The organism is Mesorhizobium sp. M1D.F.Ca.ET.231.01.1.1, from assembly GCF_003999155.2.
Taxonomy (GTDB): Bacteria; Pseudomonadota; Alphaproteobacteria; order Rhizobiales; family Rhizobiaceae; genus Mesorhizobium.
The window spans coordinates 726,920-740,286 of the sequence record NZ_RZOZ02000001.1 but is presented as its reverse complement, the minus strand read 5'-3'; the positions used below and the strand labels follow the sequence as shown (position 1 = coordinate 740,286).

Here is a 13,367-nt window from a genome sequence, read left to right as displayed (position 1 = left end):
GCGATGCCCATTAACATCACCATGCCGGCGCTCTCGCCAACGATGGAAGAAGGCAATCTCGCGAAGTGGCTGGTCAAGGAAGGCGACAAGGTTTCGCCCGGCGACGTGATCGCCGAGATCGAGACCGACAAGGCGACGATGGAAGTCGAAGCCGTCGATGAAGGCACGGTCGCCAAGCTGGTCGTTCCGGCCGGCACCGAAGGCGTCAAGGTCAATGCGGTGATCGCCATCCTGGCCGGCGAAGGCGAGGATGCCGGCGCTGCCGCGAAGAGCGATGGCGGCGCCGCGCCCAAGGCTGAGGCCCCCAAGGCGGAAGCTCCGAAAGCCGATACGCCGAAGGCCGACGCGCCCAAGGAGGCGCCGAAGCCGGCAGCCGCAGCGCCCGCGCCGGCGAAGGCCGAGCCCGCTCCGGTCGCCAACGGCCACGCCGGCGGCGAGCGCGTGTTCGCCTCGCCGCTGGCCCGCCGCATCGCCAAGGATGCCGGCGTCGACGTGGCGGCGCTGACCGGCTCCGGCCCGCATGGCCGCGTGGTGAAGGTAGACGTCGAGGCGGCGATCGCTTCCGGCGGCGCCAAGGCGGCGCCTGCCGCCAAGGCTCCCGCGGGTGCGCCGGCCGCTCCGGCCCCAGCGCCGAAGCCGATGTCGGATGATCAGGTGCTGAAGCTGTTCGCCGAAGGCTCCTACGAACTCGTCCCGCACGACAATATGCGCAAGACCATCGCGCGCCGCCTGGTCGAGGCCAAGAGCAGCATTCCGCATTTCTACCTGACGCTCGACTGCGAGCTCGACGCGCTCTTGGCGCTGCGCACGCAGCTCAACGCCGCGGCGCCGATGAAGAAGTCCGAGAAGGGCGAGGTTCCCGGCTACAAGCTCTCGGTCAACGACATGGTGATCAAGGCGATGGCGATGGCGTTGATGGCGGTGCCGGACGCCAACGCCTCCTGGACCGACAATGCCATGGTCAAGCACAAGCATGCCGATGTCGGCGTTGCCGTCTCGATCCCCGGTGGCCTGATCACGCCCATCATCCGCCGCGCCGACGAAAAGACGTTGTCCACCATTTCCAACGAGATGAAGGACCTCGCCAGCCGCGCCCGCAGCCGCAAGCTGAAGCCCGAGGAATATCAAGGCGGCACGACAGCCGTCTCCAATCTCGGCATGTTCGGCGTCAAGGACTTCGCCGCCGTCATCAACCCGCCGCACGCGACGATCCTTGCGGTCGGCGCGGGTGAAGAGCGCGCGGTGGTGAAGAAAGGCGAGATCAAAATAGCCACTGTGATGTCGGTGACGCTGTCCACCGACCACCGCGCCGTCGATGGCGCGCTTGGCGCGGAGTTGCTCGGCGCCTTCAAGCGCATCATCGAAAATCCGATGGGCATGCTGGTGTAGGAAGGAAAAAGGCGGTGCGGAAATTCTTCACCAGCCTTTTCGCCTTCATCCTTTCCGGTCTGGCCGGCGCGCTGGTTGTTCAAGAGCTGGCCGTGCTCACCGGCGCGACTGAGGAATACATACTGGTCTTCGCGGCGACGGTGATGATCATCATCGTGGTGACGATCGCCTTCTTTCTGGTCCAGTTCCGGGCCGAGCCGGTGCGGGCGGTCGACCGCATGCTGTGGTGGCTGCTTGCGATCTTCGGGATCCTGCTGATCGCGCTCGCCGGCTGGACGTTTTCGGTGCCGGCCGAGAACCGGGCGACCGCCAGCGACCTTTCGATCGTTGCCGGGCTGATCCTGCCCGGCGTCGTGGCGATCATCGTGCAATGGCTGTTCGTGCGCTGGCGACTGAAGCGCTCGTCGGCGGGGTTCGGCAGGGGTGGGGCAAGCACATGAAGACAATCCTCTGCTATGGCGACTCGCTGACCTGGGGCTACGACGCCGCCGGCCTCGGCCGCCATGCGCTCGAGGACCGCTGGCCGAGCGTGCTCGAAGAGGCGCTGGGCGACGGCATCGAGGTCGTCGCCGAGGGCCTGAACGGCCGCACCACCGCCTTCGATGATTACCTGGCCGGTGCCGACCGCAACGGCGCGAGAACGCTGCCGACGATCCTCACAACGCACGCGCCGCTCGACCTGGTCATTTTCATGCTCGGCGCCAACGACATGAAGCCGTGGATCCACGGCAATCCCGTCGCCGCCAAGCAGGGCATGCAGCGCCTGGTCGATATCGTTCGCGGCCACGACTATCCGTTCGGCTGGCCGGCGCCGCAGATTCTCGTCGTCGCGCCACCCGCCGTGACGCGCACCGACAATGCCGAGTTCAAGGAGATGTTCGCCGGCGGCGACGATGCCTCCAAGCGTCTGGCGCCGCAATATTCCGCGCTCGCCGACGAGGCCGGCTGCGGCTTCTTCGATGCCGGCTCCGTGGCGACGACCACGCCGCTCGACGGCGTCCATCTCGATGCCGAAAACACGCGGCGCATCGGCCAGGCGCTGGCCCCGCTCGTGCGTGTGATGCTTTCACTCTAACCCTCAGAAAGATCAGGGAGAAAACCCGTGGCTGAATCCTACGACGTCATCATCATCGGCTCCGGCCCCGGCGGCTATGTCACCGCGGTGCGTTCCGCTCAGCTCGGCTTCAAGACGGCGATCGTCGAGCGCGAGCATCTCGGCGGCATCTGTCTGAACTGGGGCTGCATCCCGACCAAGGCGCTGCTGCGCTCGGCCGAGATCATGCATTATTCGGACCACCTCAAGGATTACGGCCTGAAGCTCGACGGCAAGGTCAGCCCCGACACGGCCGCCGTCGTCGACCGTTCGCGCAAGGTGTCACTGAGGCTGAATGGCGGCGTCGCCTTCCTGATGAAGAAGAACAAGGTCGACGTCATCTGGGGCGAGGCCAAGCTCTCCAAGCCCGGTGAGATCGTCGTCTCCAAGACCGCCAAGAAGCCGATGGAGCCGCAGCCGCCCGTGCCGAAGGGCGTCAAGGGCGAGGGCACCTATACGGCCAAGCACATCATCCTTGCGACCGGCGCCAGGCCGCGGGCGCTGCCCGGCATCGAGCCGGACGGCAAGCTGATCTGGACCTATTTCGAGGCGATGGTGCCGAAGGAGATGCCGAAGTCGCTGCTGGTGATGGGCTCCGGCGCCATCGGCATCGAATTCGCCTCCTTCTACCGCACCATGGGCGCCGACGTGACCGTGGTCGAGCTTCTGCCGGCGGTAATGCCGGTCGAGGACGCCGAGGTCTCGAAATTCGCGCAAAAACAGTTCGAGAAGCAGGGAATGAAGATCCTGCTCGAGGCCAAGGTGACGAAGGTCGAGAAAGGCGCCAACTCGGTCACGGCGCATGTCGAGATGAAGGACGGCAAGGTCGAGAAGATCACCGCCGACCGCATGATCTCGGCCGTCGGCGTGCAGGGCAACATCGAGGGCCTCGGCCTCGAGGCGCTCGGCGTGAAGACGGATCGCGGCTGCGTCGTTGTCGACGGCTACGGCAAGACCAATGTGCCCGGCATCTACGCCATCGGCGACGTGGCCGGGCCGCCGATGCTCGCCCACAAGGCCGAGCACGAGGGCGTCGTCTGCATCGAGCAGATCGCCAATTTCCCGGGCGTGCACGCCACCGACAAGCTGAAGATCCCTGGCTGCACCTATTGCAGCCCGCAGGTCGCCTCGGTCGGCCTCACCGAAGCCAGGGCCAAGGCCGAGGGCAAGGACATCCGCGTCGGCCGTTTCCAGTTCGGCGCCAACGGCAAGGCCATCGCGCTCGGCGAGGACCAGGGCTTCATCAAGACCATCTTCGACAAGAAGACGGGCCAGCTTCTCGGCGCGCATATGATCGGCGCCGAGGTGACCGAGCTCATCCAGGGCTTCGTGGTCGCGATGAACCTGGAAACCACAGAGGAAGAGCTGATGCACACCATCTTCCCGCATCCGACGCTGTCGGAGATGATGAAGGAAAGCGTGCTCGACGCCTATGGCCGCGCTTTGAACGCATGATAGATTGGGCAGGCGAGACTCAGACTCGGCAGCCGGAAGACTCCGAGGTCAAGGCGGTTCGTATCCGGATGCATTTTCACCTTATCGAGGAGGAATTGGCATATGGACGTGAATGGCGTGGGCTGGATTGCAGCCATCATCATCGGCGGCTTGGCCGGATGGCTTGCCGAGATGGTCATGAAGAGCAACACCGGTATCTTCATGAACATCATCCTGGGCATCGCCGGCGCGGTGGTGCTGAACGCAATCCTGCGCGCCCTCGACATCGAGGCCTTCGGCGTCGGCTGGTTCGCTTACCTGATCACCGGTTTCATCGGCGCCTGCCTGCTGATCTTTGTCGGCCGGCTGGTACGACGCTGAGCCCCAGCGAGCATCGTCATGCGAAAATGGCCGTGGCGGCATGCGCCGGCGCGGCCTTTTTCTTTGCTTCGAAAAGTCCTAGATGACGCAGACAGGCGGCCGCGACGCCGGCGGCCGCGAAGGGTTTGAAATGGTCACTGTTCTCGACACCATCGCCAACGCGCCGCGTCCGCGGCATCCCGAGAAGGCGCATAGACCCGACCAGGAAGTGCTGCGCAAGCCGGACTGGATCCGCGTCAAGGCACCGGTTTCGAAGGGCTATGCCGAGACGCGCGAGATCGTCAAGTCGCACAAGCTGGTAACGGTATGCGAGGAGGCCGGCTGCCCGAACATCGGCGAATGCTGGGACAAGAAGCACGCCACCTTCATGATCATGGGCGAGATATGCACGCGCGCCTGTGCCTTCTGCAATGTGGCCACCGGCATCCCGACCGCGCTCGATCACGACGAGCCGGCGCGTGTCGCCCATGCCGTCAGGCAGATGGGTCTCAGCCATGTCGTCATCACCTCGGTCGACCGCGACGACCTCGCCGATGGCGGCGCGCAGCATTTCGCCGACGTCATCCATGCCATTCGCGAGGCCGCGCCTTCGACGACGATCGAGATCCTGACGCCCGATTTCCTGCGCAAGGACGGCGCGCTGGAGATCGTCGTGGCGGCCAAGCCAGACGTCTTCAACCACAACCTCGAAACCGTGCCGTCGAACTATTTGACGGTCCGGCCGGGCGCTCGCTATTTCCATTCGATCCGGCTGCTGCAGCGCGTGAAAGAACTCGATCCGTCGATCTTCACCAAGTCCGGCATCATGGTCGGGCTCGGCGAGGAACGGAACGAGGTGCTCCAGCTCATGGACGACCTGCGTTCGGCCAATGTCGACTTCATGACCATCGGCCAGTATCTGCAGCCTTCGAAGAAGCACCATCCGGTGATCCGCTTCATCACGCCGGACGAGTTCAAGTCCTATGAGACGATCGGCAAGACCAAAGGCTTCCTGCTGGTGGCGTCGAGCCCGCTGACCCGCTCCTCGCATCATGCCGGCGAGGATTTCGCCAGGCTGCGCGCGGCGCGCGAGGCGCAGCTCAAGAAAGCCAGCTGACCGCCTAAATGCCGAAATTCGAAGCCACCCGCCGCGTCGCTCATCCGCCGGAAAAGATGTTCGCGCTGGTGGCGGACATCGAGGCTTACCCGCAATTCCTGCCGCTTTGCGAGGCGCTGACGGTGCGCTCGCGCAAGGAGCGCGACGGCCGCACCATCCTGGTCGCCGACATGAGCATCGGCTACAAGGCAATCCGCGAGACTTTTACCACCCAGGTGCTCTTGAAGCCCGACGAGAACGCCATCGACGTCAAATACATCGACGGCCCGTTCAAATATCTGAGCAATATCTGGCGCTTCGACCCGGCCGAAGGCGGCTGCGAGGTCCACTTCTTCATCGACTACGAGTTCAAAAGCCGCATCCTCGGCGTGCTGATGGGCACGATGTTCGACCGCGCCTTCCGCATGTTCTCGGAGGCCTTCGAAAAGCGCGCCGACGTGATCTACGGCGCAAAGCCGGCCTGACTTTCCCCAAGGGCGCGCAGCGCTAGCTGCAATGCATGCCTAACCGTCTCGTGGCGGATGAATTCGCGGCCCTTATGACCGAAAAGCTGGCGCTCCGCGACGACAGGCTGGCCGGCAAGCGCTATCCCGAACCAGACGAGCCCGACCGGCTTTTCCGGCGAGCCGCCGCTCGGGCCGGCAATGCCGGTGACGGCAAGCGATAGGCTCGCGCGAGAATGCGCCAGCGCGCCGGCCGCCATTTCGAGCACCGTCTCGCGCGAGACGGCGCCATGCGCCTCCAGCGTCGCGGCGGAGACCCCGAGCATCTCCATCTTGGCTTCGTTGGAATAGGTGATGAAGCCGCGGTCGATGACGGCGGAAGAGCCGGCAATGTCGGTGAGCGCCGCAATGATCATGCCGCCGGTGCAGCTTTCCGCGGTGGCGAGCATGACGCCGCGTTGCTGGCAGGCCTGGAGCAGGGCGATGGCGAGTTCGGCGTTGCTCATGCCGGCACGTCTCCCGGATAGGCGACACTGGCGGTGGCGATCGCCGCTATGCCTTCGCCGCGCCCGACGAAGCCGAGCTTCTCATTGGTCGTCGCCTTGATCGAAATGCGCTCCGGCGCAATGCCGAGCATCGCAGCCAGCGCTGCCGTCATCGCCGCGCGATGCGGTCCGACGCGCGGCGCCTCGCAGATCAGCGTGATGTCGGCATTGGCGATGCGGCCGCCGCGCTCGCGCACCAGTTTCGCGGCGTGCTCGACGAATATCTTCGAGGCCACACCCTTCCACTGCGGGTCCGATGGCGGGAAATGCGTGCCGATGTCGCCCGCGCCGCAGGTGGCGAGCAGCGCGTCGGTAAGGGCATGGAGCCCGACATCGGCGTCCGAATGACCGGAAAGTTTTCGGTCATACGGGATGGCGACGCCGCACAGCGTGACGTGGTCGCCAGGCTCGAAAGCGTGCACATCATAGCCATTGCCGGTGCGGATGTCCGGAAAGCGCGGCAGCGCGCTGGAAAGCCGCTGGTCGGCCATCGCGATATCCCTTGCCCAGGTGAGTTTGACGTTGTCCGGCGAGCCGGTGACGATCTTGACCGGAATATGCGCCCATTCGGCAATTGCCGCATCGTCGGTGAAATCGGTCTTGCCGAGGTGATGCGCCTTTTCATGCGCGGCAAGCAGCGGCCAGAACGGAAAGCCTTGCGGCGTCTGCGCGGCGTGCAGGCCGGTCCGCGACACCGTCGCCTCGATCATGCCCGTCGCGGATTCCCGTTTGAGCGTGTCGGCGACGGGAAGGGCAGGCAGCGCGCCCTGGCGCTGGCCGATGGCCTCGATGGTGCGGTCGATAAGCGCGGCATCGACGAACGGGCGCACCGCGTCATGCACAAGCACTTTTGCCGGCGCCTGCTCCCTGAGCGCCAGAAGTCCTAGCCGGACGGAAGCCTGACGGGACAGACCGCCGGTGATGGCACGGACGCGCTCGGCATCGGCTCCGGCCGCACGGTCGAAAAGTTCGCGGTCGTCGGCGTGAATCGCCACGATCACCGGTCCGACACTCGGGTGCGAGAGGAACTTTTCCAGCGTATGCGCGATCACCGCGCGGTCGCCGATGCGCTGATATTGCTTCGGCCCGTCCGCTTGCCCGGCACGCGCGCCGCGCCCGGCGGCGACGATGACCACGCCGACCTTGCCGCCCGCGTCCGAAGCCCGATTTTCACTTGCGTCAGTCATGGCGAGAGGCTTAGTCGCGGCACGAAGGGAAGGCCAGCATTTTCCAAAATGCGCCTTAATGTGACGTCATTGCGCGTTGCACAACGGCTTGTATCTGGCTAGAGAATGTGCAGCAATCGAACATGCTTGGTTTTTGTGCATGCCTGAATTGACCACATTGGCTTCGCCGCTCGATGTCGGCGGCGTGAGGATTCGCAATCGCGTCTTCCTTGCGCCGATGTCGGGCATCACCGACGAGCCGTTCCGGCAACGCGCCCATGCGCATGGCGCCGGGCTGGTGGTGTCCGAAATGGTGGCGAGCGGCGAACTGGCCAAGGGTAGGGCGGGCTGCGACCTGCGTATCCGCCATTCGGGCCTGCCTGTCCATATGGTGCAGCTTGCCGGCCGCCAGGCCGCGCACATGGCCGAAGGCGCACGAATCGCGGCCGGCGAGGGCGCTGACGTCATCGACATCAACATGGGCTGTCCGGCCAAAAAGGTGACGGGCGGCTATGCCGGCTCGGCGCTGATGCGCGATCTTGATCACGCGCTGTCGTTGATCGAAGCCGTCGTCGGTGCGGTCGCGGTGCCGGTGACGGTAAAAATGCGGCTCGGCTGGGACGAAAGCGCGCTCAACGCCCCGATGCTGGCGCGCCGCGCCGAGCAGGCCGGCGTGACGATGGTGACCGTGCATGGCCGTACGCGCTGCCAGTTCTACCAGGGCAACGCCGACTGGCGCGCCATTGCGCGCGTCAAGCAGGCGGTCTCGATCCCGGTGGTGGCCAATGGCGACGTCGGCTCGCCGGAAGAAGCGGCGACCATCCTCGATCAGTCGGGCGCCGACGCAGTGATGATCGGCCGTGCCCACTACGGCGCGCCGTGGATTGCCGGCAGCATCGCGGCGGTGGCCGCCGGTGCATCGGCGCACGACATTCCCCAAACGCGGCAAGCTCTCGCCGACTACGTCGTTTCCCATTACGAGGACATGCTCTCGCTCTACGGCGTCGAAAGCGGACTGCGCCAGGCGCGCAAGCATCTCGGCTGGTATCTCGACCGGCACGGTGCCGCGGCGGCGGAGCAGCGCAAGCACATCCTCACCTCGTTCGAGCCGGCTGAAGTCATCACCGGGCTGCGCCAAGCGTTCACAGAAAGCGCGGCTGAATTGCGGAGCGCGGCATGACGGCGAGCGTCCCCCAGGCAGCCGACATGGCGGATGCTGCCAACATCGTGCTGAACACCATCCGCCGCCCGGTGATCATGGTCGAACCCGACGGCTTCATCACCTTCGCCAATGCGGACGCCGAGGATTTCTTCCGCTCCAGCGCGACCATGCTGGCCCGCAACACGCTTTCCAAGCTGGTGCCGTTCGGCAGCCCGCTGCTGACGCTGGTCGATCAGGTGCGCGAACGCCGCGCGCCGGTCAACGAATACCGCGTCGATATCTCCTCGCCGCGCCTCGGCATCGAGAAGATGGTCGACCTATATGTCGCGCCAGTGCCCGAGTTTCCGGGCTCGGTCGTGGTGATGTTCCAGGAACGGTCGATGGCCGACAAGATCGACCGCCAGATGACGCATCGCGGCGCCGCACGCTCGGTCACCGGCCTCGCCGCCATGCTGGCGCACGAAATCAAGAACCCGCTTTCCGGCATTCGCGGCGCCGCGCAACTGCTCGAACTTTCGGCCTCCGACGAGGACCGCGCGCTCACCCGCCTGATCACCGACGAGACCGACCGCATCGTCTCGCTGGTCGACCGTATGGAAGTGTTTTCCGACGAACGGCCGATCGAGCGCTTTCCCGTCAACATCCACGTCGTGCTCGACCATGTGAAGGCGATCGCGAAGAATGGCTTTGCGAAAAAAATCAAGATCTTGGAGGAGTATGATCCATCGCTTCCTCCGGTCTTTGCCAACCGCGACCAGCTAATCCAGGTATTCCTCAATCTGGTCAAGAACGCCGCCGAGGCGATCGGCGCCGACCCGCAGGGCGAGGTCGTGCTGTCGACGGCGTTCCGGCCGGGCATCCGCGTTTCCGTGCCGGGAACGCAGGATCGCGTCTCGCTGCCGCTCGAATTCTGCGTGCATGACAACGGCCCCGGCGTTTCCGAGGACATCCTGCCGATCCTATTCGATCCATTCATCACCACCAAGCCGAACGGTTCGGGCCTTGGGCTGGCGCTGGTCGCGAAGATCGTCGGCGAGCACGGCGGCATCATCGAATGCGACTCGACGCCGCGCGGAACCACGTTCCGCGTCCTGATGCCGGCATGGAAGGAGACTTCGCCCGGCGTCGGCGATGAAGCTGAAGGAGACCGCAAATGACCGTTCGCGGCAATATTCTCGTCGCCGACGACGATGCGGCCATCCGCACCGTGCTGAACCAGGCGCTGTCGCGCGTCGGCCATGAAGTGCGCGTGACGTCGAACGCCTCGACGCTGTGGCGCTGGGTGGCGGCGGGCGAGGGCGATCTCGTCATCACCGACGTGGTGATGCCGGACGAGAACGCTTTCGACATGCTGCCGCGCATCAAGAAGGCGCGGCCGGAACTGCCGGTCATCGTCATGAGTGCGCAGAACACCTTCATGACCGCGATCCGCGCGTCCGAGACCGGCGCCTACGAATATCTGCCGAAGCCGTTCGACCTCACCGAGCTGCTCAACATCGTCAACCGGGCACTGGCCGAGCCGAAGCGGCCGAAGCTCGATTCGCGCGCGGACGAGCAGCCGGAGACGATGCCGCTGGTCGGCCGGTCGGCCGCCATGCAGGACATCTACCGCATGCTGGCGCGCATGATGCAAACCGACCTCACGGTGATGATCAGCGGCGAATCCGGCACCGGCAAGGAACTGGTGGCGCGCGCCTTGCACGAATACGGCCGCCGCCGCGGCGGGCCGTTCGTGGCCATCAACATGGCGGCGATCCCGCGCGACCTGATCGAATCGGAGCTTTTCGGCCACGAGAAGGGCGCTTTCACCGGTGCCCAGAACCGCTCCACCGGCCGCTTCGAGCAGGCCGAGGGCGGCACGCTGTTCCTCGACGAGATCGGCGACATGCCGATGGAGGCGCAGACGCGCCTCCTGCGCGTCCTGCAGCAGGGCGAATACACGACCGTCGGCGGCCGCACGCCGATCAAGACCGACGTGCGCATTGTCGCCGCCACCAACAAGGATCTGCGGACGCTGATCAACCAGGGTCTGTTCCGCGAGGACCTGTTCTATCGCTTGAATGTTGTGCCGCTGAGGCTCCCGGCGCTGCGCGAGCGCTCCGAGGATGTTCCGGACCTGGTCAGGCACTTTTTCAAGCAGGGCGCCAGCGAAGGCCTGCAGACCAAGCGAATTTCCGCGGGCGGCATCGAACTGATGAAACGCTATCCCTGGCCCGGCAACGTGCGCGAGCTGGAGAATCTGGTGCGCAGGCTGGCCGCGCTCTATTCGCAGGACGAGATTTCGGCCGAGATCATCGAGGCGGAGCTCAAGACCGGCGAAAGGCCCGTCGTGCCGGACGGCGGCGCGCTGATGCCCGACGATCTGTCGATCGGCCAGGCGGTCGAGCATTTCCTGCAGCGCTATTTCGCGTCCTTTGCCGGCGACCTGCCGCCCTCCGGACTCTACCAGCGCATCCTCGCGGAGGTCGAATATCCGCTGGTGCTGGCATCGATGACGGCAACGCGCGGCAACCAGATCAAGGCGGCCGAGCTTCTGGGCCTGAACCGCAACACGCTGCGCAAGAAGATCCGCGAGCTCGGCGTCAATGTCTACAAGACCTCGAGACAGATCTAAAGCGTGTCTTGGAGCGAGTCTGAAAGATCGCGACGCGCTTTCGGCCTTCGATGCCGGCCCATGTGCTTTGCCGGCCCGTCTCGCTTGCCCTGTTCCGCCCGCCGGTCGACGGGAAACAGGGCGTTCCCATGCCACTTGGCTGGTTCAGAGATAATCTCTGACGGTGTCCGCGATCATCACGTCAAGGCTGCTGGCCTTCACGCCGAGGAGATGCTCGGTGTCGGAAGAATCGACCAGCAGCCGGCGATCGAACAGATATTGCATTTCCACGAGTTCATGCAGGCCCAGGGCTTCCATCTCGGCGACGGAATAGCAGCGCATTGGCGCAACCTCCCTTCCGAGCATCGCCGCGGTCCTGCGGACAAGGTCGCGGGGCGAGGCGTATTGCGACGGGACATGGAAGGCTCGCCCCCATTTGCCCGTGTAGGAAGCCGACGCGACGAGCGTCCGGGCGACGTCCTTGATGAAAGCCCAAGCATGATCGGCGTCAAGGTCTCCCAGGAAAGCGACAGGCACTCCTTCGACGATGGACGGCAGCGCCAGAAGCGAGAAGTAGGTGACCGCGCCATATCCCAGATAATCGCTGGAACGCACCTCGATGGCCGGCACGTTGGCGCGAAACGCACGTTGCCACATGATCGCCCGGACAGTGCCCTTCCTCGATGTCGGGTCGAGAGGCGTGTCTGAACGTAGGGGGCCGTCGGCGTTTCCGCCATAGCCATACAGGTTTCCATCTTCGCATCAACGGTTTCCGCCGCGCGCACTGTGCCGTCGACGATCGGGAAGAAGTCGATCGGCCACCGGTCGTAAGGCGCCATGGCGCACATGAAGATGGCATCGGCGCCCCGGCTGATGCGCGAAAGTTCGGCGGCATCGGTGGCGTCCGCCTGCATCGCGCGCACGCCGGGCAGATTGATGTCGCCAACGCTCCGGCTAGTGAGGACGACGTCATGTCCTTGCTCCCCAAGCAGGCGAGCCGTCTCGCGCCCGACCGGGCCTGCTCCGACGACAACATAGTAACCCATAGGAACCTCTTCGCGTTGGCAAATGAGGCTCAGGTCTAAAGGGCTTCGGCATTGAAAATCGCGCAGGAACCGCCAAATGTTGGGCAGGTTCTGCCACGATTTTTGAGGCTTGTTCCGCATGCATCCGCAGTTCGCCCCGGCCCCCGCCTCGGCTGGCATATCGATCGCTTCTCGGCATATCGAAGCTGGCACCCACCGGCTGGCGCGCACGGATCATCACCGCATCATGGTTCATGCCAGCGCGGCGACGCGCTCATACTGCAATGATTCCGGGCGATATTTCTTGCGGCGCGCCGGCGACATCGATTTCGTACCCGCGGGACAGGAGGGCGGGTTCGAGGCCGAAACCTCATTCGAGACGAGGGAGGTTCGACTGTCGCCTGCCATGCTCGACGGTGTGGCGTCGGAGATCGGGGGCAGCGCAAGGGCGCGCCATTTCGACATGCGGCATTTGCTTCGGGACGAACGCATCGAATACCTCGTCCGGGCGCTTGAGACCGACCAGAACGCAGGCTCGCCGGGTGGGGCCCTGTTTGCCGAAAGTCTCGGTATCGCGCTTGCGGTACGGCTGGTTGGTCTTGACGTTCTGGAGACAGATCGAACGGTTCGGCTGTCGGATGCGCAGCTCAAGCGTGTCCTGGACTATGTCGACGCCCATCTTTCCGAACCGCTCACGATCGACACGCTGCGGCGCATCGCCAATGCCAGCAGCTCGCATCTTAGGACATGGTTCAAGGCGGCGACCGGCATGACGCTTCACCGCTATGTGCTGCGACGCCGGGTTGAGCGTGCCCGCTCCCTGATTCTGGGAAGCGATCTCGGCACCAGCGAGGTGGCCCATCTGACAGGCTTCGCGCATCAGTCGCATCTGGCGCATTGGATGCGCCGCGAGATCGGGCAGACGCCGCGCAGTTTGCGACGGTCGCGACCGGGGAAGTGACGCAGGTCAACGCATCGCCGAACCGTCTCGTCCGGCGACATTGGATCGCCGGCATGGTCCTTTTGCGTGAATGAGCCGG

The 13,367-nt window shown here is 64.8% G+C and carries 14 protein-coding genes and 1 pseudogene; 11 read left to right on the top strand and 4 right to left on the bottom strand.

The annotated features are described in order from the left end of the window. The first annotated feature begins 3 nt into the window (after window positions 1-3). The 7 genes from EN874_RS03680 to EN874_RS03650 all read left to right on the top strand — a co-directional run bounded on the left by EN874_RS03680 (window position 4) and on the right by EN874_RS03650 (window position 5,857). Complete coding sequence (locus tag EN874_RS03680; protein WP_127424098.1) at window positions 4-1,389, top strand: pyruvate dehydrogenase complex dihydrolipoamide acetyltransferase; 1,386 nt, start codon at window positions 4-6, stop codon at window positions 1,387-1,389. 14 nt (window positions 1,390-1,403) lie between these two features. Then, window positions 1,404-1,829 (top strand): hypothetical protein, encoded by a 426-nt coding sequence (locus tag EN874_RS03675; protein WP_127424097.1) that lies wholly within the window; start codon window positions 1,404-1,406, stop codon window positions 1,827-1,829. Further along, complete coding sequence (locus tag EN874_RS03670; protein WP_127424096.1) at window positions 1,826-2,464, top strand: SGNH/GDSL hydrolase family protein; 639 nt, start codon at window positions 1,826-1,828, stop codon at window positions 2,462-2,464. Before EN874_RS03675 ends, EN874_RS03670 begins: the two co-directional genes overlap by 4 nt. A 27-nt stretch (window positions 2,465-2,491) precedes the next feature. Then, window positions 2,492-3,937, top strand: coding sequence for a dihydrolipoyl dehydrogenase (gene lpdA, locus EN874_RS03665; RefSeq protein ID WP_127424095.1), 1,446 nt, complete (start codon window positions 2,492-2,494; stop codon window positions 3,935-3,937). A gap of 102 nt (window positions 3,938-4,039) precedes the next feature. After that, a complete protein-coding gene (locus EN874_RS03660) occupies window positions 4,040-4,297 on the top strand; it encodes a GlsB/YeaQ/YmgE family stress response membrane protein (protein ID WP_126089290.1) in 258 nt (85 codons plus the stop codon). A gap of 130 nt (window positions 4,298-4,427) precedes the next feature. Then, window positions 4,428-5,393 carry a lipoyl synthase gene (gene lipA, locus EN874_RS03655; RefSeq protein ID WP_127424515.1) on the top strand — a complete coding sequence of 322 codons (966 nt, stop codon included), beginning with the start codon at window positions 4,428-4,430 and terminating at the stop codon, window positions 5,391-5,393. A gap of 8 nt (window positions 5,394-5,401) precedes the next feature. After that, window positions 5,402-5,857 (top strand): type II toxin-antitoxin system RatA family toxin, encoded by a 456-nt coding sequence (locus EN874_RS03650; protein WP_126089289.1) that lies wholly within the window; start codon window positions 5,402-5,404, stop codon window positions 5,855-5,857. Here EN874_RS03650 and EN874_RS03645 read toward each other — a convergent pair. Next, the gene (locus EN874_RS03645; RefSeq protein WP_127424094.1) at window positions 5,836-6,342 is read right to left on the bottom strand and encodes a CinA family protein; all 507 of its coding nucleotides are present in this window, start codon (window positions 6,340-6,342) and stop codon (window positions 5,836-5,838) included. The genes EN874_RS03650 and EN874_RS03645 overlap by 22 nt on opposite strands. Further along, complete coding sequence (locus tag EN874_RS03640) at window positions 6,339-7,568, bottom strand: bifunctional 2-C-methyl-D-erythritol 4-phosphate cytidylyltransferase/2-C-methyl-D-erythritol 2,4-cyclodiphosphate synthase (RefSeq protein ID WP_127424093.1); 1,230 nt, start codon at window positions 7,566-7,568, stop codon at window positions 6,339-6,341. Before EN874_RS03640 ends, EN874_RS03645 begins: the two co-directional genes overlap by 4 nt. A 139-nt stretch (window positions 7,569-7,707) precedes the next feature. Here EN874_RS03640 and dusB point away from each other — a divergent pair, with 139 nt between their 5' ends. From dusB to ntrC, 3 genes are read left to right on the top strand one after another with little or no spacing between them, the layout of a single operon-like run. Then, the gene (gene dusB / locus EN874_RS03635) at window positions 7,708-8,727 is read left to right on the top strand and encodes a tRNA dihydrouridine synthase DusB (RefSeq protein WP_127424092.1); all 1,020 of its coding nucleotides are present in this window, start codon (window positions 7,708-7,710) and stop codon (window positions 8,725-8,727) included. Further along, complete coding sequence (locus tag EN874_RS03630; protein ID WP_127424091.1) at window positions 8,724-9,866, top strand: nitrogen regulation protein NR(II); 1,143 nt, start codon at window positions 8,724-8,726, stop codon at window positions 9,864-9,866. Before dusB ends, EN874_RS03630 begins: the two co-directional genes overlap by 4 nt. After that, window positions 9,863-11,323, top strand: a complete 1,461-nt coding sequence (gene ntrC, locus EN874_RS03625; protein WP_127424090.1) for a nitrogen regulation protein NR(I) — start codon at window positions 9,863-9,865, stop codon at window positions 11,321-11,323. The genes EN874_RS03630 and ntrC overlap by 4 nt, the downstream gene beginning before the upstream one ends. A gap of 144 nt (window positions 11,324-11,467) precedes the next feature. Here ntrC and EN874_RS34240 read toward each other — a convergent pair whose 3' ends face one another. Then, entirely contained in the window at window positions 11,468-11,932 is a 465-nt protein-coding gene (locus EN874_RS34240; protein WP_245513487.1) for a hypothetical protein, read from the bottom strand. Between the two features lie 236 nt (window positions 11,933-12,168). After that, window positions 12,169-12,348: pseudogene (locus EN874_RS34235) on the bottom strand (NAD-binding protein); the annotation flags it as partial. Between the two features lie 283 nt (window positions 12,349-12,631). Between EN874_RS34235 and EN874_RS03615 the strand changes: the two are divergent. After that, a complete protein-coding gene (locus EN874_RS03615) occupies window positions 12,632-13,288 on the top strand; it encodes an AraC family transcriptional regulator (protein WP_348631709.1) in 657 nt (218 codons plus the stop codon). The last annotated feature ends 79 nt before the right edge of the window (window positions 13,289-13,367 follow it).